Genomic DNA, 23,436 nt, shown 5'->3' on the forward strand with positions numbered 1-23,436 from the left:
CTGTCTCCTTTTGCCGGAGCATAGGAGCGCCGGTCACGGGAATGCAATCTAGTGAGCGCGGCTTTTCACTCAATATCGGGGAGCGGCAAGGATTGCTGCGGAGTCTGCAAGGCGTGCTTGTGCGCCGCGAGCACCTCGGGCGCCAGGTCGAACAGCACCGGAGCGTGGGTGTAGAGCACCCCTGCCCGCACCGTGCGGCCCGGATGGATCGCCTCCAGCGCGGCGACATAGGCGGCCATCTGCCGCAGAGTGGAAAGCGGGATCTCTTCCGCGCTTGTCGGCGGGCGGCGGGTGGTCTTGAAATCGACCACGGTGATGGTGGTCTCCCCGATCAGCAGGCGGTCTGCGGTGCCGGCGACCACCACTCCGTCCACCGTTGCGGCCAGCGGCACCTCGGCGAGCGCCCCGGGCGAGAACAGTGCGGCAAATTCGGGGTGATCGAGCACGCCGAGCGCGGCAGACAGCATTTCCTCGCGCGCCGGTTCTTCGAGGTCGGACGCCTGCCGCGCAAGCCAGCCGCGGGCCGCCTCAGCCCGCCCATGCGCAGGGACATCGGGCAGGCGCTCGAGCAGTGCGTGGATCAGGCTCCCGCGCCTTGCGGCATCTCGCGCGGCCTCGGGCGGGAGCGGCGGCGTGGCGGCCCTGTCCTCGCCCGCGGATGACGGCGCGAGCGGTCGCGGCGGGCGCGGTTCGGGGCCGATCGGCGTGGTGACCCAGCGCGGGAGCGAAACCGCCTCGGCAGGCTGCGACGCGGCGTCGGCGTCCGGCACCAGCGGGCCGGCACGCTCGCCCCATTCCTGGCGCCAGTTCCAGACCGGATCGGACAGCTCCTCGCCCTCGAACAGCGGCGCGAGGCGGGCATACCAGCTGTCCTCGTGGGGTACGCCCTTCTTCGCCTCGTTCTTGTTGAGCGACCCGCCGATGAACAGGGCCTCCTCGGCGCGGGTCAGGGCGACGTAGAGCAGCCGCCAGTGCTCCTGCAGCGCGGCGGCCTTCTTCGCCTCCTCGGCCTCGGCGATGCGGCCCTTGCGCTCCTCCTTGCCCAGCGGCGGGAGCGGCACCTCGCGCTTGCGGTCGCCCGCGAGGTCGAAGGGATCGTCCTCCAGCGAAAGATCGCCCGGATCGCCGGGGGCGCCGGTCGCATCGGCGAGGATCACGATCGGCGCCTGAAGGCCCTTGGAGCCGTGCACCGTCATCACCCGCACCTGCCCGCCCCCGCCGCCGGAATCGCGCTTGAGATCGCCCGTCCCGGCATCGAACCAGGCGATGAAGCCCGCAAGGCTCGGCCAGTGTTCGGCCTCGTAGGAGAAGGCGGCGTTGATCAGCTCGTCGAGCGGATCATTGGCCTCGGCCCCCAGCCGCTCGACCAGCCGCGCGCGGCCCTGCCACGGGCCGGTCAGCAGCCAGGCGATCAGCGCCTGCGGGGTCTGGTAATCGGCGCGGCGGAGCAGATCGCGCAGCTTCTCCGCCGTGGCGGCAACCTCCGGCGGCGCATCCTTGCGGCGCAGGTGATCCCACAGCCGCACCTTCTCCGGGCGCGGGACATGGGCGAGAATATCGTCCTGAGTCCATCCGATCAGCGGCGAGGCGAGCAGGGAGGCAAGGCTGAGGTCGTCCTGCGGCTGCGCGGCGAAGCGCAGCGCGGCGAGCACATCGCACACCGCCAGCGGCGCGCCTAGTCGCAGCCGGTCGACCCCCGCGACCGGCACGCCCTTGGCATAGAGCTTCGCGACGATCTGGGCGGCGAGTTCCTTCCTCTGGCGCACAAGCACCATGATGTCCCCGGCCCGGGCGTGGCGGTGCGTGCCCTTGGCGAGGACGAAGGGATCCTCGAGGCTGACCCAGCGGCGCACCTGTTCGGCGATGCGTTCGGCGAGCAGGGTGTCGTGGCGCGGCAGCCAGTCGCGCTCGCCCGCCTCCTCGGCCTCGTCTTCGTCGGTCTCGCTTTCGGCCTTCTCGGGCACGACCGGCGGCCACAGGGTGACGAGTCCCGGTCGCTCGGCGCCGACATGTGGCGCAGGCGCGCGGTCGAGCCCGAAGGCGGGGAAACCCAGCAGGTCGATCATCCGGTTGACGAAGCCGAGAACGATGTCGGCGGTGCGGAACGACTGGCCGAGATCGAGATCCTGCCAGCCCGGCGCACGGCGGTTGACCCGACCTGCGGCGATCCCCTCGCGCGCGGCGGTGATGCGGGCGTGGACGCGGCTCTTGGCGCGGGCGAAGTTCTCCGGGCTGGTGCCCTGGAAGCCGAAGATCGCCTGCTTGTAATCGCCCACGGTGAAGATCGTGCGCAGCTTGTCCCCGCGCGCGCCCTCCCCACTGAAGAAGTCGTCGATCAGCGCCTCGACGATGTCCCACTGACTGCGGTTGGTGTCCTGCGCTTCGTCGATCAGGATGTGGTCGAAATGGCGGTCGAGCTTGTAGCGGATCCAGTCGGCGGCCTCGGCCTCGCCGAGCAGGCTTGCGGCCTTGCGGATCAGGTCGCCGAAATCGAGCAGGCCCTCGCGGGCCTTCCTCGCCTCCCAGCGGAGCGCGAAGGCACGGCCGATCTCGAGCGCGGAGGCGACGATGTCAGCGCAGGCGACGAGCGCGCGGCGATCCTCGTGTTCGCGCAAAGCCTCGGCGATGTCCTCCTGACGGCGGGTGAAGAGCGGGTCGAGCTTGGCCGCGCCCTCCATCTTGCGCGGCTCGCCGTCCTTCTTGAGCAGCGTCTCGCGAAAGCGCGCTGCCTCCCCCACCCGCGCCGGGAGATCGAGCGACAGCCAGTGGCGCACGAAAACGGCCGCCTCCTGGCCGGTCTTGGCTTTCCAGCCCTCGAGCGCGGGGAGCAGCGCCAGCAGGACATCGTCGGGGAACAGATCGGGATGGAGCACCTCGCTTGCCCATTCCTCGCCCGCATCGGCCGGCATACCGAGCGTCTGGCGCACCCGGGCGATCATCGGCGACTGCCAGCTGCCCGGGCCTTGCCACAGGTCCTCGGCATCGGCAGCGCGCATCAGCCAACCGTGCAGGGCGGAGGGATCCTTGCGGGTGGTGAACAGGCGGATCCCATCCAGCACGGCCACATCATGCGTCCGCTCGGCCTCCTCGACGAGGTCGGTCAGCACCTCGCGCGCCAGCAGTTCGCGGCTGCGGTCGTCCATCACCCGCGTGCCCGGGGCAAGGCCCGCCTCCTCCGGGAAATTGCCGATCAGGAACTGCGCGAAGGCGTGGATGGTGTCGATCCTGAGCCCCCCGCCGGGGCAGTCGAGGACGCTTGCAAAGAGGCTGCGGGCGCGCTCGCGGGTGGCCGGATCGTTCGGCGCGCCGAGATGGCCAAGCTCTTCGAACAGCTTGGTCTCGGGAAGCCGCACCCAGCGCGCCAGCACCGCGTTGATGCGGTTCGCCATCTCCGCCGCGCCCGCCTTGGTGAAGGTGAGGCACAGGATCTGCGACGGGCTCACGTCCTCGCGCAGCAGCAGCCTGAGCACGCGCGCGGAGAGCACCTGGGTCTTGCCAGTCCCCGCCGAGGCGGAGAGCCAGACGTTGTCTTCCGGGTCCGCCGCAAGCAGCTGGTTGCCCGCCAGAGGAAAAACGAGACCGCTCATGCCGCGCCTCCGCCGGTTCCGCTGTCAGGCCCGCTCATGCGCACCAGCCATTCCTCGAGCCGCATCAACTGGTCGTATTCGTTGTAGCCCTTGTAATCGGGGTTTTCGCGCGCGGTGAAGGGATCGGTGCCCCTGATGAAGCGGGCGATCGCCAGCGATAGCTTGTCGGCATGGAAGGGGAGATAGTCGCCGGGCTCGATCCCGGTCCGGGCCTTATCGATCCGCATCGGGGTCTCGCGGTAGCCGAAGCCCTCCTCCTTGTTGGCCTTGCCGAGCGACCAGTATTCGAAACGGGTCGCCTCGCCCGTCACCACCTGGCCGGTCTTTCTGTTCGCAAACCGCCCGTGCTGCGCGATCAGCCCCAGCAGCCCGAGTTGCAGCGCATAGCCGGCAGTCACCTGCGTCTTGGACGGCGGGGCGCCGGTCTTGTAATCGACGATCGCGAGGCTGCCGTCGGCGAGCCGGTCGATCCGGTCGGCGCGGCCGATGATCCGCACGCCGTCGAAGGTCATCTCGCCTTCGATCTCGGTGGCCAGCACTGTGCGGCCCTCTCCGGCGGCCTCATCGGCGATCATCCGCTCGAAGCGTTCCATCGCGGCGATCAGGCGCGGTTGCCACAGCGCGCGGAACAGGGGGTGGACGCGCTTTTTCTCGAAATGCGCCGCGGCAAAGGGCGCGAGCGCGAGGCCGGGCTCTGTCGCCTTGGCCTTGTGCCACGAATCGAGGATGTCGTGCACCAGCGTGCCGCGCAGCGCGGGATCGCTGAAGGGATCGGCGGCGAGCGGATCGAGCTGGCGCAGGCCAAGGATCGCCTGCGCATAGAACTGGTAGGGATCGCCCAGCAGCCGGTCGAGCGCGGTCACCCGGATCGGCACGTTGCGCAAGGCTGCCGAAGGCTCGGGCGCCGGACGGGGATACTCATCGGCGGGTGGACGCTGGCGGTCGAGATGCGGGAGCAGCGCCGGCACCGTGAGCTCGAGGTGCTCGCGCTCGAGATCATCGCCCAGCAGCGCCTCGACCCTGAGCAGAAAGCGCGAAGGCAGCGTCGGCCCCTCGGCATCGCGCAGGGAGCGCGAGAGCACCACCTGCGGCGCGCCCATCGCACCTGCAAGGTCGTGCGCGGCAAGCCCGATCCGGAACTCCGCGCCCGGCACGCCCAGCGCCCGCAGGATCGCCGGCGCCAGCAACGCGTCGGCACCCGGCGCCTGCGGCCAGGACCCCTCGTTGAGCCCGGCGCAGATCACCAGGTCGGCCCGCGCCATGCGCGCCTCGAGCAGGCCGTAGATGGCAACGCGCGGGTGCCCGCCATAGCCGGGGCGCACCGCCACCGCCTCCATCTGGTCGCGCAGCACGCCGGCAAGGTCGGCGGTCTCGATCATGGTGCCGAGGCTGGCCGCCGTCCCGCGCAGTTCCTCGACCATCTGGCCGAGCGCGCGCCCGTCCTCGCGCTCCCAGATCGCGGACCGGGCGAAGGCCTCGGCGGCGGCCGAGAGCCGCGCCAGCGCCTCGGCTAGGGCAATGTTCGGCGGCCAGTCGGCAAGCGGAGCGATCAGCGCCTCGGCCTCGTCCCACCACGCGCCGATCTTCGCCTTGCCGGCTATCTCGCGCAGCGGCTCCAGCCCCGGGGCAGGCGACGGCCCGCGCAGGGCCCGGTCGAAGACGCGCAGGCCGGTGAGCCATTCACGCCGCGCGCCGTCGTCCCATGCGCGCACCAGCGGATGGCTGAAGGCGGCGACGAGGCTCGCGGGATCGGGCCCATTGGCAGCGATCTCGGCGAGCAGACCGAACAGCCGCCCGGCCGGGGTCAGCGCCAGCGGACGACCGGCCGAATCGTCGGCGGCGATGTTCCAGCGTTCGAGATGCTGCACCACACGGCGCGCAAGGCCCCGGTCGGCCGCGACCACGGCGATCCGCTTGGCCGGTTGTTCGAGCGCCTGCCGCACCAGCAGGGCGATCGCCTGTGCCTCCTCCTCGATCGCGGCGCAGGTCATCAGCCGTACCCCGTCGAGCCGCCGCCTGTCGGCATCGAGCCCGACCCAGGCGCGGCTCGCCTGCGGGGGTAGGAACAGCGAGGAAATGGCGCGGCTGCGCGCAGGCTCGGCGGCGGTCAACCCGCGGCGGTGCCAGGGCTGCACCTCGACGCGGTTCACGCCCATGCGGTTAAGCAACAGCTTGAGGTGATACTGGGGATGGGTCACCGCGTCCGCAGCGCCGAACACCGGACCGCCCGGCTCGGCAGCGGCACCCGCAAGGCCCAGCTCGTCCCACGCGGCGTCATCCATCGCAAGATCGCAGTCGGGCAGCACCACCGCGCCCTCGGGCAGCTCGGCCACGACCCGCAGCAGCCGCGCGAGCGCGGGGGCGGCGCTGGTCACCCCGGCAGCGATCACCGGATGGGGCGGCGGTGCCTCTTTCCAGCGGCGCGCGGCGTGGTCGAACAGCAGATTGCGGCGCGTGGCGGCATCGACCTCCCCGCGTTGCGCCAGTTCCGCCTGCCAGCGGGCGGCGACCCGCGCGAACAGGCGGATCGCGCGTTTCCAGTGTTCGGCCAGTTCGGCCACGCTGTCGAGCACCGCATCGCCCAGCAGGTCGGCAACGGTCTTCTCCTCGACCAGCAGGCGGTCGATGGTGCGCGCCATCTCGCGCGCGAGATTGAGCCGCGCGCGTCCGGGGAGCGCATCGAGGCCCTCGGCCGCGCGCTCCTCGGCGATCAGGCGGTCGAGCGTCAGCCATCGCCGCACCGGATCGCAGGCCGGGGGGATGTCGGTCGCCCCCAGCGGATCGAGGGCAGGCCCGAGCTTCTCGTCGAGATCGAGATCGCCCACCGCGATCATGCGCGGCATGAGCAGCCCGCCCATGCCGTTCTCGCCCGCATGACGGATGAAGGCCTCGGACAGGGTGCGCGCAGCACGGCTCGAGGGGACCAGCAGGGTCAGGCGGGCAAGGCCGAAGCCGTCCTCGTGGTAGCGCGGCACCAGCCCGGCGACCAGCGCATCGGCAAAGCCGCGATGTGCGGCGATCGAGCGGACACGCGGACCGGAGCGGCGCGGCTCAGCCACCCGTCAGCGCCTCCTCGGTCGGGCGGATCGCCTGCGGCGTGCCGACCTCGAACCACAGGCCGGTGAAGCTGATGCCGTAGAGCCGGCCTTCGGCCATGGCACGGTTCCAGAGGATGTTGGTCGAGAAAGGGCCCTCCGGCGCGTCGCGCAGCAGGCGGTGGCTGACAAGCTGGATGCCGGTGTAGATGAAGGGCGCGATGCGCCCGTCGCGGCGGCGCGAGAGGCGGCCGAGCGGGTCCATGTGGAAATCGCCCGGCCCCGCGAAATTGCAGGCGCGCGCGTGCGGGACGACCAGCAGCAGCGCGTCCATCGCGTCCGGATCCCAGCGGCGCGAGAGATCGTGGAAGGCGCTCTTGGGCCCGTCGAGCCAGATGTTGTCGGCATTGAGCGCGAAGAAGGGATCGGGCAGCTGCCCCATCGCCTTCACCATCCCGCCGCCGGTCTCGAGCAGCAGGGCACGCTCGTCCGAGACGCTCACCTGCGGGGCCTTGCGCGCGAGCACGTGGGCCTCGAGCGCGTCGGCGAGATAGTGGACATTGACCACCGCCCGGGCGATCCCCGCCTCGACGAGGCGATCGAGCGCATGGTCGATCAGCGCCTTGCCCGCCACCCGCACCAGCGGCTTGGGCTGGCTGGCGGTGAGCGGCCGCATCCGCTTGCCGAGCCCGGCAGCGAGGATCATCGCGGTATCGGAGGCGAGCGCGGTCACGCCGCGAAGGCTCCGTTTGCCGCACGCAGATCGGCGGGGATGTTCGCATCGAACCACGCCGCGACCGGCGCGAGCGCGGGATGCGCCAGATCGCGTTCGAGCGCCGCCCAGACGCGCGGGATCATGGCGAGATAGCGCGGCTTGCCGTCCCTCCGGTCGAGTCGGGTGAAGATCCCCACGATCTTGGCGTTCCGCTGCGCGCCGAGCGTGGCGTAGTCGGCCAGAAAATCCTCGTCCGCCCCGCCCGCATGATGGGCGTAGTGGACCAGCATCGCGGTCTCGAGATCGACATCGACATCGCGCCGCGCGTCCTGGAGGAGCGAGACGAGATCATAGGCCGGATGCCCCACCAGCGCGTCCTGGAAATCGATCAGCCCCTGCGGCGCCCCGGCCTTGCCGCCGAGCAGCATGATGTTCTCGGCATGGTAGTCGCGCAGCACGGTGACGCCGGGGTTCTGGCGCGCGAGGACGGGGGCAAGCACCTCGGCCCATGCGGCCGTGTAGCCTTCGGCGTCGACGGCAAGGCCCTGCGCCGGGCACCACCACTCGGTGAGCAAGGCCGCCTCGCGCTGGTACACCGCGAGGTCGTATGGCGCGAAAGGCCCCGGCGGCAGGCGGTGCAGCATCGCCAGCGCCTCGACCGCGGCCTCGTAGGCCGTCCGCTCTTGGCCCGGGTGGGCATCAAGCCAGTCGCGCATCCGGTCATTGCCGAAATCCTCGGTCAGCACCCAGCCCGCCTCGGGCTCGGCGGCGAGGATCTCGGGGGCGCGCATCCCGCCGGCGTTCAGCCAGTGCGCGACATGGAGGAAGGGCGCCGGATCCTCGTGCGGCGGCGGCGCATGCATCAGCATCGCGCTGGCGCCGTCGCGCTGGAGGCGGAAATAGCGCCGGAACGAAGCATCGCCCGGCAGCGGCGCGATCGTCGCGTCGCCCCATCCGGCGCGGGCGACGAATTCGGCTAGACCTTCGGGAAGCGCATTCATGGCAAGCGCCCTACCCAATCCGCCCCGCCCCGGGCAATCGCAATCCGCCCGCCTTCCCCCGTTTGTCCGGCAGGTTCCAGCATGATCGAAAGGCAGCCCGGCTCTTGGGCGAAACCGCCTGCGTTTCCGGGCCATTCGGCGATCAGCACCGCGCCCTCGCGATAGTCGTCGAGCCCGATCTCGGCGAGCTCGGAAGGGTCTTCGAGGCGGTAGAAATCGGCGTGCACCACGGGCAGGCGCAGCGGCGGGGCGGCGTAGGTCTCGATGATGGTAAAGGTCGGCGAAGGCACCTCGCCGTCATGGCCCAGCGCGGCAAGGATCGCACGGGCGAGCGTGGTCTTGCCCGCGCCGAGGCCGCCCTCGAGCGCGATCACGTCGCCTTCTCGCAAGACTGCGGCGATGCGTGCGCCATAGGCCACCATCGCCGCCAGATCGGGGAGCGTCTCGCGCGTCGCCGTCACGGCAACCTGATCGTCGCGGTCGTGCCCGCGCCCTTGCGGCTGGCGATGTCGAGCGTCCCGTCATGCGCCGCGATCAGCTGCCGCGCGAGCGGGATGCCGAGCCCGGTGCGCCGCTCCGGTGCCCCTTCGCCGCGCGGGACGGTGCCGCCGGCGGCGCGGGCGAGTTCCTGCGATGTCATGCCGCGGCCATTGTCGGCGATGCCGATCTCGACGGTGTAGTCCGCCCCTTCGGGCGCCTTCCTGATCTCGATCACGATCCGCCCTCCCTCGGGCGTGTGAGCGATGGCGTTATCGATCAGATTGCCCACCGCGCGGCCGAGCTGGCGCGGATCGGCCGAGATGATCCGCCCGCGCCGCCCCTTGAGATCGAGGCTCAGCCCAGTCGCGATGATCGCCGCCTCGCGCTCGCGCACCAGCGTGGTGAGGAAATCGAGCACGTCGAGCCGCTCCTTGCGGATCGGCAGCAGTCCTGCCTCGCTCTGCGACAGGTCGAGCACGTTCTCGACCTGCTCGGTCAGGCGCTCGACTGCGGCAAGAATCGCATCGACATATTCCGCCGCCTGTGCCGGATCGCTCGCCACGCCGCTCTTGAGCAGCTCGGCATAACCGCCGATGGTGGTGAGCGGCGTGCGGAATTCGTAGCTCATGTTGGCGAGGAAGCGCGCCTTGACCGCGTCGGCCTCCTCCAGCGCCTCGGCACGTTCGCGCAGCGCCTGCTCGGCCTTCTGCGAGGCGGTGATGTCGAGCACCGTCAGCAGGCCGTTGCCGTCGGGCAGCGGGATGCCGGCAAAGCGCAGGGTGCGCCCGTCGGCCAGATCCACCCGGCCTTCCTTCTCGCGCCGGTCGAGCGTCGCCGCCCGCACTGCCGCGCCGATCAGGCTCGCCTCCTCGGGGCGCACCAGGTTTCGCCCGATCGCGCTCAGCAGTTCATCGGCACTGGGGTGCTGGTCGAGAAGTTCGCCCGACAGGCCCCAGGTGCCCGCGAAACTGCGGTTCCAGAGCTGCACCGAGCCGTCCGGCGCGAAGATCGCGAGCGCCTCGAACAGGCTGTCGAGCGTCGCCGTGCGGGTCCGCAGCAGCGTGTCGCGCACGGCGGAGAGCGCGAGGCTTTCGGTGCGGTCTTCGGTGATAAGCACCAGCCCACCATCAGGCATCGGCTGTGCAACGACCCGCAGATGAGTGCCACCAGGCAGGGGCCAGGCCTCCTCGATGCTCGCCTGCATCCCGAACCATCCGCCACGCTCGCGCCGCCATTCGGGGAAATCGCGCACCTCCGGCGTGCGTCCGCGCTCGCGGGCCTCGGCGAGGAAGCGGTCGAAGGGTGTGAGCGCCTCGATCGCCTCCTCGGTGAGGCTGAACAACCGGCGGAACGGACGGTTGGCGAAAGTCAGCCGCTCCTCGGCATCGAACAGCGCAACGCCCACCGACAGCTGGTCGAGCAGGGCGCGCTGGGCATCGCGGAATGCGCGGAACTCGCGCGCGACCTGCTGCTGCTCCTCGATGTCGATGGCGTAGCCCGCGACGCCCTCCTGCCCGAGCGGCAGGTCGGAGACGCGCAGGGTGCGGCGCGCGCCGTGAATGGTGGCCGCGACGATGCGTTCGGACTTGTCCTGGGTTTGCAGGCTGGCGCGGGCGATGTCGGCGGGCGAACGGCCATCCTCGGGCTCTAGCAGCTCGATCTGGCCCTGCACCACCTCGGCCGCACCCGTCGCGCCCACCGCGTCGACATAGGCCTGGTTGACGAGCTGCAGCCTGAGGTCGGCGTCGCGGAACCACATCGGCATGGGCGCGGCCTCGATCAGGCCCACCAGCGCGGCGAAATCGCCCGTCGCGCGCGCGGCGGCGGCGCGCAGGCGCGCCATCTCGCCGTGGCTCTCGGTGAAATCGAACACCCACACCAGCGCCGCCCCGCCCGGCGAGACCTGCGGATCGGCGAGCGTGCCGTAAAGCGCGAGGCTGCGCTGCGAGTTCGGCAGATTGAGCGCCATGCGGAAGGGCGCGGCGCTTTTCTGGGTGGTCTGGATCTTCGCCCACAGCTCGTCGAGCTGTGCCTGGGCGAGCCCCCCGCCCTTGGGGCTTCCGGGGGTTGCGGCGAGTTCGGAGAGGTATTTGGGCATCGCCGCCAGCCCGAGCATCCGCGCGAGCCTGTCGGGCGCCTCGATCCGCCCGTCGACCCGCACCAGCAGCGGCAGCGCAGGCGCGACATCGAGCAGCGTCTGCATCCGCTTGAGGCTGGTGCGCATCGCCTTGGCGCGCCCGACGCTGCGGTTCGCGCGCAGCACGACCAGCGCCGCGCCCGCCGCCCATGCGGCGAGCACCAGCGCGATCAGCACCAGCGAAAGGGGCGAGATGTCCATCGCTCAACCGCTATGCGCGCGCGCGCGCCAGCGCAACGGTGATGAACCCGCCCGCCCCCAACCCCGTAAGAAAACGGGGCGGAGCGGGCGGTTCGCAGCATCAGTAGCGGTAGTGGTCGGGCTTGAACGGGCCCTGCGCCGGCACACCGATGTAATCGGCCTGCTTCTGGCTGAGCTGGGTCAGCTTCACGCCCAGCTTTTCGAGATGCAGCGCCGCCACCTTCTCGTCGAGATGCTTCGGCAGGACGTAGACGTCGTTGTCGTATTCGTCCGCCTTGGTGAACAGCTCGATCTGGGCGAGGGTCTGGTTGGTGAAGCTCGCGCTCATGACGAAGCTCGGGTGGCCGGTGGCGCAGCCGAGGTTCACGAGGCGGCCCTTGGCCAGCACGATGATCGACTTGCCATCGGGGAAGGTGACGAGATCGGTGCCTTCCTTGATCTCCTTCCACTCGTAGTTGGAGAGCGCGGCGATCTGGATCTCGCTGTCGAAGTGGCCGATGTTGCACACGATCGCCATCGGCTTCATCGCCATCATGTGATCGGCGGTGATCACGTCCTCGTTGCCGGTGGCGGTGACGAAGATGTCGGCGCGCTTCACGGCGTCTTCCATGGTGACGACCTCGAAGCCGTCCATCGCCGCCTGGAGCGCGCAGATCGGGTCGATCTCGGTGACCATCACGCGGGCGCCGCCGTCACGCAGCGAGGCGGCCGAGCCCTTGCCGACATCGCCGTAACCGGCAACGCAGGCAACCTTGCCGGCCAGCATCACGTCGGTCGCGCGGCGGATCGCGTCGACCAGCGATTCCTTGCAGCCGTAGAGGTTGTCGAACTTCGACTTGGTCACCGAATCGTTCACGTTGATCGCGGGGAACGGGAGCTTGCCCGCCTTGGCGATCTGGTAGAGGCGCATGACGCCCGTGGTGGTCTCTTCCGATACGCCCTTGATCGCCTTGACGGTCTTGGTGAGGTAACCCGGCTTGGCCGCGATGAAGGCCTTGAGCGCGCGCTGGAACTCGATTTCCTCGGCGTTGGTCGGCTCACCCATTTCCTCCCCCGCTTCGAGGCGCGCGCCCCACAGCGCGAACATGGTGGCATCGCCGCCATCGTCGAGGATCATGTTGGCGGTGAGGTCAGGATCGGCTTCCGACGACCAGTCGAAGATGCGGCCGACATAGTCCCAGTAATCGGCCAGCGTCTCGCCCTTGATGGCGAACACCGGAATGCCGCGCTCGGCGATCGCGGCGGCGGCGTGGTCCTGGGTCGAGAAGATGTTGCAGGTCGCCCAGCGCACTTCGGCGCCGAGCGCCACGAGGGTCTCGATCAGCACCGCGGTCTGGATCGTCATGTGGAGCGAGCCGGTGATGCGCGCGCCCTTGAGCGGCTGCGAAGCACCGTATTCCTCGCGCAGGGCCATCAGGCCCGGCATCTCGGTTTCGGCGATCTGGATCTCGTCGCGGCCGAAGCGGGCGAGCGCGATGTCCTTGATGACATATTCGTGGGTCGGGGCGGCAGCGAGGGTGGCCATCTTCTATGTCTCCTATGCACAGATACGCACCCGCGACGGCGAGGGTTCTGCAATTGCGCCCTGCCCCCTAGCGGCACACGGCCCTGGAGGCAAATATAAACTTATCTTTATATGTCTATTTGTTGCCCTGAAAGAGCGTGCGGGCTAGAGAGCCCGGACAATTTCCGCACAGGCAAGGATGCACCCCAAATGACGATTTCCGTTGGCGACAAGATCCCCGAAGTCACGCTGGTCAAGGCCACCCCGGAAGGCCCGCAGGCGGTCAAGTCCTCCGAATATTTCGCCGGCAAGAAGGTCGCGCTGTTCTCTGTCCCGGGCGCCTTCACCCCGACCTGCTCGGCCAAGCACCTGCCGGGCTTCGTCGAGAAGGCGGGCGACCTCAAGGCCAAGGGCGTCGACGAGATCGTCGGCACGGCGGTCAACGACGCCTTCGTGATGGGCGCGTGGAACAAGGCGCAGGGTTCGGACGACATCACGATGCTCGCCGACGGCAATGCCGAATTCGTCAAGGCGATCGGTCTCACCATGGACGGCTCGGGCTTCGGCATGGGCACGCGCGGCCAGCGCTTTTCGATGGTGATCAACGACGGCGTCGTCGAACAGCTCAATGTCGAGGAGCCGGGCGACTTCAAGGTCTCTAGCGCCGATCACATGCTCGGCCAGCTCTGATCTGATTATATCCGAACATCGCGAAGGGGCGCTGCCGGTTCAAGGGAGCGCCCCTTTTGCATGTCCGCCTCACGTCAGCGGCGGCACCCCGAAAGCGACCCACAGCGCCAGCGCGGCCGCCAGCGCCGCCGCCAGCAAGCCCCTGCCCCAGGGCGTTGTCCCTATGCCATCGACGCCACCCATCGGCGGGCGGCTGCCACCCACCATCGGGCTCAGCAGATCATCGCCGCGCACCGCATAGAAGCTGATCGCCGCCAGATGGAGGCCGATCAGCCCGGCCACGACCCAGAAGAAGGTCTCGTGGATCTCGGTGATCGTGTCGGCGAGCGCCACGCCGACCAGCGGGTTCAAGGGCCCGGTCATCCCGTCATAGGGATCGCCCGCGAACAGGCCGAGGCTCACCTGGAACAGCATCGCGCCCAGCAGCGCGAGGGTGCTCCACCCGCCCAGCGGCGAATGGCCGATGGCCGGCCCTTGGGCCCGGTCGCCCCGCAGATAGGCGAGCACCGTTCGCGGACCCTTCACGAACTGGGCAAAGCGCGCCGTCTCCGGCCCGGCAAAGCCCCATAGCAGCCGGAACAGCAGCAGGCCGAGCAGCACCAGCCCCAATCGCCTGTGCAGCGCCCAGCGCGAGTTTTCCGCCGTCCACCACAAGGCCGGGACCAGCAGCGGGAAGCTCCAGTGGGTGAGGCGCAGGAACGGGTCCCACACCGTCACGTCACGCACCCGCATGGGCGATTCGCCCGCCGGATCGCTCATGCCGGCCTACTTCTTGTCGTCGTACCGGAACTGGTCGTGGCAGCCCTTGCAGGCACCGCCCATCGCCATCGCCTGCGCGCCCACGGCCGCCTTGTCGCCGCCTCCGGCGATACTGGCGAGCTTGGCGCTCTCGTCGACGAGCTTCTGGTGGGCGACCTTGAACTCCTCGGGCTTCTGCCAGATCGTCGCGAGCGCCTTGGTGTCGTAGCCGTCCTCGCGGGCGGTGCCGGCGGGGAAGTGGGTCTCGATCTTCTGCGCGCGGGTGTTGATGTCAGTGGCCTTGGCCGCGATCAGCGTGAAATCGGGCGCGTCCTTGTCGAGCTCGCCGCGCACCGCCTTGAAGGCATCGCCGATCGCCTCGAAATTGTCGTGCCGCTCCTCGAGCACCGGCGGCGCGTCCTTGGCGGCAGGCGCGGCGTCTCCGGTGGCCCCCTCGCCCGAGCAGGCGGCGAGGCTGGCGGCGAGCGCGGCGGCGAACAGCAGGCGGGAAGCAGACAGGGACGACATAGGCAATCTCCTTGGGCAGACCGCTAGGGATACAGCACCCGCAGGCTATGCCGCTTCGGCGCTGATCGCAAACACGAAAAAGGGGCGCCTCCGACCGGAAGCGCCCCCAATCCTGCGACCCTGAGGGGGTGATCAGCCGCCGCGGCTGCCGTCGGTGGTGCTGTCGGCCTCGGCGAGGATCGCCGCACGGTCCTGTTCGACCAGCGCGAGCATCGCGCCGCGGAAGGTTTCACGGCGAGCATCGACGAGACGGTCGATTGCCTTGGTATTGGTCTCGCACCAGCCGGGCTTGCGGCCGCTGGCAACGTCTTCCTGGGTCATGGCGCGGCGCGAACGCAGCCCCTCGCCGACCTTGGCGACGCGCTCGACATTGAGCGTGGCGGTCCACTGGCAAGCGAGCGTGCTCGGACGCCCCGCCACGCCGGCAGCGCCGACCTGAGTGGTCTCGATGGTCACCGACCCCTTGTAATCGGCCGCGATCGGGCCGGCGACGTGGTCGATCACGACTTCATGCTCCAGCGCCGCAGCGGGCGACACGAGAGCGGCGCACAGCGCAAGGCCGGCAACAACGCGATAATTCATGGATGTTCTCCTGCATCATCCCATCCCGGTCTATGGATGCCGGGTCGGGAGACAGAATAACAACACTCGTCCACGAATCCAAGTGCAGGATGATGCAAAACCGACACAGGCAAGTGAAAAATCTGATTCGCGAATATCTGCAGATATCGCCGTCAGTAGCCCATCAGGCTCATCACTTCCTTGCGGCTGCGATCATCTTCAAGAAAACAGCCGAGAATCCGGCTTGTTATCATGCCCACGCCGGGGGTCTTGACCCCGCGCCCGGTCATGCAGCCGTGCTGGGCCTCGATCACCACCGCCACGCCGTGCGGTTCGAGATGATCCCAGATGCATTGCGCGACCTCGGCGGTCAGCCGCTCCTGGATCTGGAGTCGGCGGGCATAGCCGTGCAGCACCCGCGCGAGCTTGGAGATGCCGACGACCTTGTTGCGCGGCAGATAGGCGATCGCCGCCTTGCCGATGATCGGCGCCATGTGGTGCTCGCAATGCGACTGGAAGGGGATGTCCTTCAGTAGCACGATCTCGTCATAGCCGCCCACTTCGGAAAACTGGCGGGTCAGGTGGACCGCGGGATCCTCCTTGTAGCCCTCGCAATATTCCAGCCACGCGCGCCCCACCCGCTTGGGGGTGTCGAGCAGACCTTCGCGCGAGGGATCATCGCCCGCCCAGGCGATCAGTGTGCGGATCGCCTCCTGCACGTTCTCCGGCACCTCGGGCTTGCCCAGCGGGTTCTCCGGATCGAATTCGTCGTCGTGATCGTGGGCGCAAATGTAGTTCATGTGTCTGTCGTCTTTCTCACTCATCGGCTCTGCCGGAGCCCCCTCGCCTGTCGATCCCGAGTGACGTCAACCATCGACCGCGCGAGGCGTTCCTTTGCAGATACGCCGATTGCACCGGACGGATGCGTCCCCACATGGGCTGATGTAATAGATAATTCGCGCAAATCATCCCCCGGACCGCAGAAAGGCGAGCACCTTGCGATATCCCTCCGCCGCCGATTTCGAAGCCGCAGCGCGCGCCGTTCTGGCGCGGCTGCCCGAGGTTTTCCGCCGCGAACTGGAGGGGGTGGTGCTGCGGGTGGAGCAGTTCGCGAGCGACGAACAGCTCGATTCGCTCGGGATCGAGGATCCCTACGAGCTCACCGGCCTTTATGAAGGCGTTGCCCTGACCGAAAGATCGCAATGGGACAGCGAGGGCCTCCCGCCGGTCATCACCCTGTTCCGCGAGCCGCTGCTGGCCGAGATGGAGGAAACCGGCGTCGGCTTTGCCGAGCTGGTGCGCCATGTCGTGATCCACGAGGCCGGCCACCATTTCGGCCTCTCGGATGACGACATGCGCGCGCTCGAGGACAGCGTCGGCGACTGAGAGCGACGCGAATCGCCCCGCATAACCGACAACGCCCGCCCCTCGACCGAGGAGCGGGCGTTGTTGGCGCACCCGAAAGGATTCGAACCTCTGACCCCCAGATTCGTAGTCTGGTGCTCTATCCAGCTGAGCTACGGGTGCGCGCTGAGGGGCGCCATCTAGGGGGGTCGGTCGGGCTTGGCAAGGGCCTTTTGCGGCCTCTCAGCGATTTTGGAAAAGCTGCCGGGCGAGCAGGATGTCGAGCGGCGGCTTGGGCAGCGCGAGCACCTCGTCGGCGGTGAACCAGCCCACCGCCCCGCCCTCGAGCGCCTGCGGTTCGCCCTCCCAGGCGCCGACTGTGTAAAGCAGGATGACAAGCGCAGCCGCCCCCTCGCCGCCATCGCTTTCCGCAAAACCGGCCGGCACGCAGGTCTCCGGGCGGCAGCGGATTCCGAGTTCCTCGGCGAGCTCGCGCGCAAGGGATTGCGCAGGCATTTCAGGAGGTTCGACCTTGCCGCCGGGGAACTCCCAGAGCCCCGCGTGGTGCTTGCCGCGCGGGCGGCGATGCATCAGCCAGAGGCCGTCGGGCCGGTGAAGCGCCGCCGCGACCACGGCAATCCAGTGATGTGTCATGTCGGATTTCTTTCCATGCGAGGCCGCCTTCTCAACCTTTTCTTAACCCCCGCGCGCGATTCTTGCTGCATCAGTCCAGAGGGAATGGGGAAAATCCCGATGTCGTCGACTTTCATCAAAGACCTGATCGACGACCAGTCGGGGGCGACCGCCATTGAATACGGGCTGATCATCTCGCTGATCGTGATCGCGATGATCGTCTCGCTGCAGAGTGTTGCGACGACGACGATCGCCATGTGGAACGACATCGAGGACCGCTCTGTCGATGCCATGACGAATTAATTCCGGTTCAACTCTCGAATTAGGAATTTCTCAACAGGTAGCGATTTAACAAGACCACAGCCCGCCGCGAAACAGGGGGGCACGGGTACCGAAGACCAAACCAGGAGACTAGACATGACCTTCTTCAAGAACCTCGTCCGTGACGAACAGGGTGCCACCGCCATCGAATACGGCCTGATCGCCGCCCTGATCGCCGTCGCCGCCATCACCGCCATGACCTCGCTGGGTGAAACCCTCTCGGGCACCTTCGAGAACGTCGACACCAACATGCAGGCCGGCACCACCGCGTAAGCGGAACGCCTCAGGCAAAAAGGAAGACGGCGGGGAGCAATCCCCGCCGTTTTTCTTTGTGTGGTGGCTGTTGTGGCGCAGACCGCCGAAGCGAACCCTCGCGACTAGCGCGCCCGCACCACCAGCTTGACCTTCTGGCCCGGGGTCAGGGTGTCGTTGCTGCCAAGCGCGTTGAGCACCCGGAAACGTTCCTCCTGCGCGCTGTCGTAGGCCATGCGCCGCGCGAGGCTCGCGATCGTGTCGCCGCGCGCCACGGTCACCACCTGCAGCTTCTTGGGCACCACCGATCCCGCCTCGCTCGGCGTGATCCGGCGCATCGACTGGAACATCGGATTGAACGTCGCCGCACGGCCCGCCGGCGCGATCGCGGTGAAGTGATAGGCCCGGTCGCGCGCGAATTCGTAGGCGAACACCACCAGATCGACTTGGCTGCGCCCGTTGTTGACGCGCGCCACCCCATAGACCGCCGGCAGACCGTTGACGGTGGTGCGCTCGAGCTGCTGCGGGGCGAGATTGCCGTTCTGCCCGCCCGCCGCAGCGAACTGCTGGCGCACATAGGTCTCGAGATTGCCGTTGTAGTTCGCCAGCGTCATCTGCGCCTGCGCGCCCTGCCCGTTGATGCTGACCGCGCGCGTCCCGTTGACCATGTAGAAGCCCTGGGGCGCGGTGAAGGCGAGCCGCAGCTCGGGATGGATGAAGGTGCTGCCTTCGATCAGCCCCTGCGCGGGATCGTCGCCATAGAGCAGCCCGTCGATTCGGGTGAGGAAGGTGTCGCGATTCGTTACACCGGTCCCGGTCTCCCCTGCGGTGCGCGCCTTGGCGAGCGCGCTCTGCACCCGGCTCGCGGGATCGGGGTGGGTCGAGGCCCATTCGGGCACGCTGGCATTGCGGCCCTGAAGGCGCGCATCGAGCGCGTTCTGCGCGGCGAGACTCGCCAGCACCGTGCCCATCGCCCGCCGGTCATAGCCCGCACGGCCTAGATACAAGATCCCCAGATCGTCGGCCTCGAGCTCCTGCTTGCGCGAGAACTTGAGGGTGAAGAGCTGCGAGCCCTCGAGCGAGAGCTGCTGGCCGAGCCGCCCGAGCTCGCTGTTGCCGAACAGCACGCCCGAGAGAATCGCCCCGCCCAGCCCGAGCAGCGAGTTCTTCTGGGCCGTCTGCTGGCGCCGCTGCGAATGGCGCGCGGCGACGTGGCCGACCTCGTGCCCCAGCACCGCGGCCAGTTCCGCCTCGCTGTTCATCAGCGTCACCAGCTGGCGGGTGGTGTAGATATAGCCGCCCGGCACGGCGAAGGCGTTGTGGACGGGCGAGTTCAGCAGGCTGACCGTGAAGGCCTCGCGGGCATTGCCGAGGCCCGACTGGACCGCGATGTTCTTGCCCACCTGCTCGACATATTGCGCATGGGTGCCGCTCATCGCGCCGCCGAATTCCGCGAGGAATTGCGGGTGATATTGCGCGCCCATCTGGGCTTCCTGCGGCGTGATCGGCGACGAGGCCGAGGGCACCTGCGCCCCAGCGCCCATGCACCCGGCGAGCGTGATGCTTGCCGCGCCGAAAGCCAGCCACTTGCGTGAAATCCGTGCCATAATCAGTCCTCGCTTGCGCCTTTTCAGGTCTTTCCACAGCCTATCGGGAAAGCAGCGCGCGACAAGGGCTTGGCAAACGAAAGCTTAACCTGGGTTGGCCGCCCTACCCGCCAATGGCGAGGAATCGTGCCTCGCGTGCGGCGACCAGCTGAGCGCCGTCCTGCCCGGCGAGCCTGTCCAGCTCCTCGGCGAGTGCCTCACCGAGCATCCGCGCCGCGCCGACGGGATCGCGATGCGCGCCGCCGACCGGCTCCTTGACGATCCGGTCGATCACATTGTCGCGCTTGAGATGCTGCGCCGTCACCTTCATCGCCTGCGCCGCCTCGGGTGCCTTTTCCGACGTGCGCCAAAGGATCGAGGCGCAGCCTTCGGGCGAAATCACCGAATAGACCGCGTGTTCCATCATCAGCACCCGGTTGGCGCTGGCGAGCGCCACCGCGCCGCCCGATCCGCCCTCGCCGACGATCGCGGCGACCATCGGCACCTCGAGCGCGAGGCAGGCCTCGGTCGCGCGGGCGATGGCTTCGGCCTGGCCGCGTTCCTCGGCCTCGATCCCCGGAAATGCGCCTGAAGTGTCGACCAGCGTCACCACCGGCAGGCCGAATCGGCTCGCCAGCTCCATCAGGCGGATCGCCTTGCGGTAGCCCTCGGGCTTGCCCATGCCGAAATTGTGCGCGATCCGGGTCTTGGTGTCGTGGCCCTTCTCGTGCCCGATCAGCATCACCCGCCGCCCATCGAGCCGTGCGAAGCCGCCCATGATCGCGAGGTCGTCGGCATAGAGCCGGTCCCCGCCCAGCGGCATGAAATCGGTGAAGGCGTGCGCCACATAGTCGCGGAAATGCGGCCTTTGCGGGTGCCGCGCGACCTGCGTCTTCTGCCACGGGGTGAGCGAGGCATAGGTGCTGGCGAGCAGCTCGGCGCTCTTGGCCTCGAGCCGGGCGATCTCGCTCTCCACATCCACGTCGTGCAGCGCGTTGACGCTGCGCAACTGGGTGATGCGCTCCTCGAGCGCGGCGACCGGCTTCTCGAAATCGAGATAGGAAATCATCGGGCGGCGCTAGTCCGATGTTGCCCTGCTTGCAAGCGGGTGGCGGGAATTGACGAGGGCAACGAGGCGGGCGGCATCGACATGGGTGTAGATCTGCGTGGTGGCGATGTCGGCATGACCGAGCAGGGTCTGGAGCACGCGCAGGTCCGCCCCGCCCTCGAGCAGGTGGGTGGCAAAGGCGTGGCGCAGCACGTGGGGGCTGATACCCGCAGGGTCCAGCCCCGCCCTCGCCGCCAGCGCCTTCAGGAGCTGGAACAGGCGCACGCGGCTGAGATGGCCGCTCTTGCCCGACGGGAACAGGTAGCGCGAGGCAGGGGTCGCCGGGCGCAGCGCCCGCCAGCGTCCGAGCGCCTCGAGCGCCCGCCCGCCGACCGGCACCAGCCGCGCCGTGCCGCCCTTGCCGGTGACCGTGAGGAAGGGCGCATCGCGCGGCACGGCGGCCAGCGGCAGGCTGACGAGCTCGGTTGCGCGCAGACCCGAGCCGTAGAGCAGCTCGATCAGGGCCAGCAGCCGCACCGCCCGCGGATCATCGCCAGCCGCCTCCGTCTCGGCGCGGGCGAACAGCACGGCGATCTGATCGTGACCCATCACCTTGGGCAGCGGGCGACGGGCCCTCGGCGCGGGCAGCGCGCCCGAAGGATCGTCCTGCCGCCAGCCTTCGTCGATCGCAAAGCCGAAGAACTGCCGCAGCGCCGACGCCTTTCGCGCGACGCTCGAAGGGGCAAGGCTCGCCCATTCCCCCGCCAGCGAGGAGACCGCATCGCGCGGCGCGGCGGCAAGGTCGCCGATCGCCTCCTCCGCACCCTCGAGATCGCGGCGATAGGCGGCGAGCGTGTTGAGCGCCGCACCGCGCTCGGCGGCGAGCATGGCGAGGAACGCCTCTGTCGCCGCGGACATCAGAGCACCTCTACCCGCGTGCGACCGCCTCGGCGGCGATCATCCGGGCCTCGGCCTCCAGCCCCACGCGGGTCAGTGCGGCGGTGATATGGTAGAGGTGCAGCGGGGTCATCTGCGACCAGCTCGTGCCCTGCATTCCCAGCCCCGCCAGCAGCACCACCAGCGCCGGATTGCCGACTTCGGCCGCGCGCGCGATGGCGCTCGTCCAGCGGGTCCGGCGGGCCAGATCGAAGTCGAGATCGCCCGCGAGCGAGGCGGCGTCGCCCGCGTCGAGACGTCCGAGCCCGGCAAGGCTGGCGACGAGGAAGGCCGACTTGCGACTGTCCTCGCTGGAATCCCCGCCGATGAAGCTCTGCACCGCGCCCTGCCCCACGGCATCGCCGCGCGGGTTGGACAGCGCGATCAGCGCCCAGCCGAGCGAGCCTTCCTCGACCACGCCGGCCCAGCGGCCCGCGTTGCGATCGAGCCCGGCGGCGAGCATGGCCGCGATCAGCTCGCCCGCCGCGGAGGCGTGATCGGCCGAGGGCGGGATCCGTGCCGCGGCATAGGCCGTCAGCACCCGCGCGCCGTAACCATCCCCGCCGCCCAGGGCGGGCCCTGCCGACCACAGGCGCTCCATCGCGTCGATCCGCGCGGCGGGATCGGTGGCGAGGTAGGCCTCGCGCAGGGTGGCGGCATGGGTCTGCGGATCGCCGCTCGCGGCGGGATCGGCGTGGATCTCGGAATAGAGATCGACCATCGCATCGGCCGAGAGGATCCCCTCGCGCGCCGCGCGTCCGGCGAAGGGCGCGCGCTGGCGGGCGGGCAGCATCGGCAGCAGCGCGCCGGCGCGGGCATAATAGGCGCCGCCCCTCGCCTTCAGGGCTCCGTCGAGCAGGCCTTCGGGCAGGGGCTCGCCCAGCGCATTGGCAAGGCCGAAGCGCCAGGGGTTGAGATCATCGACGCCCTGCCATTCGATCTGCACCGCGCGCTGGCCGCGCCCCGCTGCTCCGGCAAAGCGGCGCGCCAGCAGCACGTCGATCCGCGGCGCGACCCCGCGGAACAGCGCCCGGTCGAGCTGCGAGGCGGCAAGCGCGGCCTCGCCCGCATAGGCGTTGCAGATCGCCTGCCACAGCTGCCATTCGCCGTCCTCGCGGGCAGAGCCCTGGAGCCGCACGGCCGGGCAGGCGCCGGTGACATCCCCGCCCGCGAGATAGGCGCCGAGCGCCTCCTGCGTGAGCGAGGGCGACCAGTTCGCCGTGTCGATATCCTGCACCACCGCGCGGGCCAGCGCGAACTCGCCGATCCGGTTCAGCACGCCGACGCGCAGGGCGGCGAATTCGATCGGGTCCATGCCGAGCGGCGCGGCAAGGCGGCTCGCCAGCGCGCGGCGCAGGAGGATATGGCCCCAGCGCGACACCATCGGCCCCTGCGTGCCGTTCAGCACCGCGCGTACGAGCTTGTCCGACTGGTTCGCGAGCGCCACCGGCGGCAGGCCGCCCTCGTCCGCGGCGAGCACGCCGACGCGGGTCAGCGCCCGCTGCGCGCCGGGCGGAATGTCGGACTTGGGCTTGAGTCCGAGCAGCTGGTCGAGCTCCTCGGTCGACATGTTCTCCAGCTCCGCAAGGCTCGGCAGGCGGGCGAGATCGTCGCGCGTGATGCTCGGCAGCGGCGGGAGGGACGAAGGATCGACCGGCACGCTCGGCGGAGGCAGAGCGATCGCGCCGCCGGGCGGCGGCGCGGTGCCCGGCACGGTGGCGGGGGCCGCCCCGGGGGTCGGCGCCGGGCGCGGGCTCGCGCTGGGCCGCGGACTGGGCGTGGGTGCGGGGTCGTCGAAACCGGGGGGAAGGAGCGATTCGGGTTTGCCCTGCGCCCCGGCGAGGCCTGCGAGCCCCGCTCCGCCGAGCGCACCCGCAAGGCCGAGCGCCAGCACGCTCGCGCCCCAGCCTGGCCGCCGCGCGCTCATTGCCCCTGCTCCGGCAGGGCCACATCCTCGGCGATCGGGCGCAGCGGCTCCTCGCCGCCGTCGACCCAGGCGAGCACGAGCAATCCCGTCACGAGGATCGCCGCCACGGGCCACCACGCCCGCACGGAGAGACGCGGCGGCGGGGCGGCCTCCTGTAGGCCGGTCGGGGAGAGACGCGGGGGTCGCGGGCTTCGCATATTGCGCGTGCCCTA

Annotated in this window: 21 protein-coding genes and 1 tRNA gene; 4 read left to right on the forward strand and 18 right to left on the reverse strand. The window is 69.4% G+C overall.

The genetic code is table 11. The features are described 5' to 3' along the window. Positions 1–65 precede the first annotated feature (65 nt). From addA to ahcY, 7 genes are all read right to left on the reverse strand, one after another. On the reverse strand, positions 66–3,587 hold the full coding sequence (gene addA, locus ACMX37_RS08845) for a double-strand break repair helicase AddA (RefSeq protein WP_483145573.1): 3,522 nt from the start codon (positions 3,585–3,587) through the stop codon (positions 66–68). Next, positions 3,584–6,646, reverse strand: a complete 3,063-nt coding sequence (gene addB, locus ACMX37_RS08850) for a double-strand break repair protein AddB (protein WP_483145574.1) — start codon at positions 6,644–6,646, stop codon at positions 3,584–3,586. The genes addA and addB overlap by 4 nt, the downstream gene beginning before the upstream one ends. After that, complete coding sequence (locus tag ACMX37_RS08855; protein WP_483145575.1) at positions 6,639–7,355, reverse strand: nucleotidyltransferase family protein; 717 nt, start codon at positions 7,353–7,355, stop codon at positions 6,639–6,641. Before ACMX37_RS08855 ends, addB begins: the two co-directional genes overlap by 8 nt. Further along, entirely contained in the window at positions 7,352–8,338 is a 987-nt protein-coding gene (locus ACMX37_RS08860) for an aminoglycoside phosphotransferase family protein (protein ID WP_483145576.1), read from the reverse strand. The genes ACMX37_RS08855 and ACMX37_RS08860 overlap by 4 nt, the downstream gene beginning before the upstream one ends. Further along, on the reverse strand, positions 8,335–8,799 hold the full coding sequence (tsaE, locus tag ACMX37_RS08865; protein WP_483145577.1) for a tRNA (adenosine(37)-N6)-threonylcarbamoyltransferase complex ATPase subunit type 1 TsaE: 465 nt from the start codon (positions 8,797–8,799) through the stop codon (positions 8,335–8,337). The genes ACMX37_RS08860 and tsaE overlap by 4 nt, the downstream gene beginning before the upstream one ends. Then, a complete protein-coding gene (locus ACMX37_RS08870; protein WP_483145578.1) occupies positions 8,796–11,156 on the reverse strand; it encodes a PAS domain-containing sensor histidine kinase in 2,361 nt (786 codons plus the stop codon). The genes tsaE and ACMX37_RS08870 overlap by 4 nt, the downstream gene beginning before the upstream one ends. 100 nt (positions 11,157–11,256) lie before the next feature. Beyond that, complete coding sequence (gene ahcY, locus ACMX37_RS08875) at positions 11,257–12,681, reverse strand: adenosylhomocysteinase (protein ID WP_483145579.1); 1,425 nt, start codon at positions 12,679–12,681, stop codon at positions 11,257–11,259. Positions 12,682–12,870: 189 nt separating this feature from the next. Here ahcY and ACMX37_RS08880 point away from each other — a divergent pair, with 189 nt between their 5' ends. Further along, complete coding sequence (locus tag ACMX37_RS08880) at positions 12,871–13,350, forward strand: redoxin family protein (protein WP_483145580.1); 480 nt, start codon at positions 12,871–12,873, stop codon at positions 13,348–13,350. Positions 13,351–13,419: 69 nt separating this feature from the next. Here the strand turns inward: ACMX37_RS08880 and ACMX37_RS08885 are convergent, their stop codons facing one another. The 4 genes from ACMX37_RS08885 to folE all read right to left on the reverse strand — a co-directional run bounded on the left by ACMX37_RS08885 (position 13,420) and on the right by folE (position 15,977). Further along, a complete protein-coding gene (locus tag ACMX37_RS08885; RefSeq protein ID WP_483145581.1) occupies positions 13,420–14,109 on the reverse strand; it encodes a cytochrome b/b6 domain-containing protein in 690 nt (229 codons plus the stop codon). 6 nt (positions 14,110–14,115) lie between these two features. Then, positions 14,116–14,616 carry a c-type cytochrome gene (locus tag ACMX37_RS08890; RefSeq protein WP_483145582.1) on the reverse strand — a complete coding sequence of 167 codons (501 nt, stop codon included), beginning with the start codon at positions 14,614–14,616 and terminating at the stop codon, positions 14,116–14,118. A gap of 132 nt (positions 14,617–14,748) precedes the next feature. Beyond that, positions 14,749–15,198 (reverse strand): hypothetical protein, encoded by a 450-nt coding sequence (locus ACMX37_RS08895; protein ID WP_483145583.1) that lies wholly within the window; start codon positions 15,196–15,198, stop codon positions 14,749–14,751. Between the two features lie 152 nt (positions 15,199–15,350). Next, positions 15,351–15,977 (reverse strand): GTP cyclohydrolase I FolE, encoded by a 627-nt coding sequence (gene folE / locus ACMX37_RS08900; protein ID WP_483145584.1) that lies wholly within the window; start codon positions 15,975–15,977, stop codon positions 15,351–15,353. A gap of 196 nt (positions 15,978–16,173) precedes the next feature. Between folE and ACMX37_RS08905 the strand changes: the two genes are divergently transcribed. Further along, positions 16,174–16,563, forward strand: coding sequence for a metallopeptidase family protein (locus ACMX37_RS08905; RefSeq protein ID WP_483145585.1), 390 nt, complete (start codon positions 16,174–16,176; stop codon positions 16,561–16,563). A gap of 64 nt (positions 16,564–16,627) precedes the next feature. Here ACMX37_RS08905 and ACMX37_RS08910 read toward each other — a convergent pair. Then, positions 16,628–16,704, reverse strand: a tRNA-Arg gene (locus tag ACMX37_RS08910). A gap of 60 nt (positions 16,705–16,764) precedes the next feature. After that, positions 16,765–17,175 (reverse strand): (deoxy)nucleoside triphosphate pyrophosphohydrolase, encoded by a 411-nt coding sequence (locus ACMX37_RS08915; RefSeq protein ID WP_483145586.1) that lies wholly within the window; start codon positions 17,173–17,175, stop codon positions 16,765–16,767. Between the two features lie 99 nt (positions 17,176–17,274). On the opposite strand from ACMX37_RS08915, the gene ACMX37_RS08920 reads away from it, so the two are divergent. Continuing rightward, entirely contained in the window at positions 17,275–17,457 is a 183-nt protein-coding gene (locus tag ACMX37_RS08920; RefSeq protein ID WP_483145587.1) for a Flp family type IVb pilin, read from the forward strand. Between the two features lie 114 nt (positions 17,458–17,571). Further along, the gene (locus ACMX37_RS08925) at positions 17,572–17,748 is read left to right on the forward strand and encodes a Flp family type IVb pilin (protein WP_483145588.1); all 177 of its coding nucleotides are present in this window, start codon (positions 17,572–17,574) and stop codon (positions 17,746–17,748) included. A gap of 104 nt (positions 17,749–17,852) precedes the next feature. Here ACMX37_RS08925 and ACMX37_RS08930 read toward each other — a convergent pair whose 3' ends face one another. The 5 genes from ACMX37_RS08930 to ACMX37_RS08950 form a co-directional block, all read right to left on the reverse strand. Beyond that, entirely contained in the window at positions 17,853–19,334 is a 1,482-nt protein-coding gene (locus ACMX37_RS08930; protein ID WP_483145589.1) for a M48 family metalloprotease, read from the reverse strand. A 103-nt stretch (positions 19,335–19,437) separates the two neighbouring features. Beyond that, complete coding sequence (locus ACMX37_RS08935; RefSeq protein WP_483145590.1) at positions 19,438–20,382, reverse strand: acetyl-CoA carboxylase carboxyltransferase subunit alpha; 945 nt, start codon at positions 20,380–20,382, stop codon at positions 19,438–19,440. 9 nt (positions 20,383–20,391) lie between these two features. After that, complete coding sequence (locus ACMX37_RS08940) at positions 20,392–21,279, reverse strand: tyrosine recombinase (protein WP_483145591.1); 888 nt, start codon at positions 21,277–21,279, stop codon at positions 20,392–20,394. 10 nt (positions 21,280–21,289) lie between these two features. Then, positions 21,290–23,224 (reverse strand): hypothetical protein, encoded by a 1,935-nt coding sequence (locus tag ACMX37_RS08945; protein WP_483145592.1) that lies wholly within the window; start codon positions 23,222–23,224, stop codon positions 21,290–21,292. Then, positions 23,221–23,421 (reverse strand): hypothetical protein, encoded by a 201-nt coding sequence (locus ACMX37_RS08950; RefSeq protein WP_483145593.1) that lies wholly within the window; start codon positions 23,419–23,421, stop codon positions 23,221–23,223. Before ACMX37_RS08950 ends, ACMX37_RS08945 begins: the two co-directional genes overlap by 4 nt. Between the last annotated feature and the right edge of the window lie 15 nt (positions 23,422–23,436).

This window comes from Porphyrobacter sp. THAI-01a, assembly GCF_056868655.1.

Bases quoted from the DNA above. Each gene is read 5' to 3' on its own strand.
- addA (WP_483145573.1), bottom strand. From the start codon at position 3,587: ATGAGCGGTCTCGTTTTTCCTCTGGCGGGCAACCAGCTGCTTGCGGCG.
- ACMX37_RS08860 (WP_483145576.1), bottom strand. From the start codon at position 8,338: ATGAATGCGCTTCCCGAAGGTCTAGCCGAATTCGTCGCCCGCGCCGGA.
- ACMX37_RS08870 (WP_483145578.1), bottom strand. From the start codon at position 11,156: ATGGACATCTCGCCCCTTTCGCTGGTGCTGATCGCGCTGGTGCTCGCC.
- ahcY (WP_483145579.1), bottom strand. From the start codon at position 12,681: ATGGCCACCCTCGCTGCCGCCCCGACCCACGAATATGTCATCAAGGAC.
- ACMX37_RS08880 (WP_483145580.1), top strand. From the start codon at position 12,871: ATGACGATTTCCGTTGGCGACAAGATCCCCGAAGTCACGCTGGTCAAG.
- ACMX37_RS08885 (WP_483145581.1), bottom strand. From the start codon at position 14,109: ATGAGCGATCCGGCGGGCGAATCGCCCATGCGGGTGCGTGACGTGACG.
- ACMX37_RS08890 (WP_483145582.1), bottom strand. From the start codon at position 14,616: ATGTCGTCCCTGTCTGCTTCCCGCCTGCTGTTCGCCGCCGCGCTCGCC.
- ACMX37_RS08895 (WP_483145583.1), bottom strand. From the start codon at position 15,198: ATGAATTATCGCGTTGTTGCCGGCCTTGCGCTGTGCGCCGCTCTCGTG.
- folE (WP_483145584.1), bottom strand. From the start codon at position 15,977: ATGAACTACATTTGCGCCCACGATCACGACGACGAATTCGATCCGGAG.
- ACMX37_RS08915 (WP_483145586.1), bottom strand. From the start codon at position 17,175: ATGACACATCACTGGATTGCCGTGGTCGCGGCGGCGCTTCACCGGCCC.
- ACMX37_RS08920 (WP_483145587.1), top strand. From the start codon at position 17,275: ATGTCGTCGACTTTCATCAAAGACCTGATCGACGACCAGTCGGGGGCG.
- ACMX37_RS08925 (WP_483145588.1), top strand. From the start codon at position 17,572: ATGACCTTCTTCAAGAACCTCGTCCGTGACGAACAGGGTGCCACCGCC.
- ACMX37_RS08930 (WP_483145589.1), bottom strand. From the start codon at position 19,334: ATGGCACGGATTTCACGCAAGTGGCTGGCTTTCGGCGCGGCAAGCATC.
- ACMX37_RS08935 (WP_483145590.1), bottom strand. From the start codon at position 20,382: ATGATTTCCTATCTCGATTTCGAGAAGCCGGTCGCCGCGCTCGAGGAG.
- ACMX37_RS08940 (WP_483145591.1), bottom strand. From the start codon at position 21,279: ATGTCCGCGGCGACAGAGGCGTTCCTCGCCATGCTCGCCGCCGAGCGC.
- ACMX37_RS08945 (WP_483145592.1), bottom strand. From the start codon at position 23,224: ATGAGCGCGCGGCGGCCAGGCTGGGGCGCGAGCGTGCTGGCGCTCGGC.
- ACMX37_RS08950 (WP_483145593.1), bottom strand. From the start codon at position 23,421: ATGCGAAGCCCGCGACCCCCGCGTCTCTCCCCGACCGGCCTACAGGAG.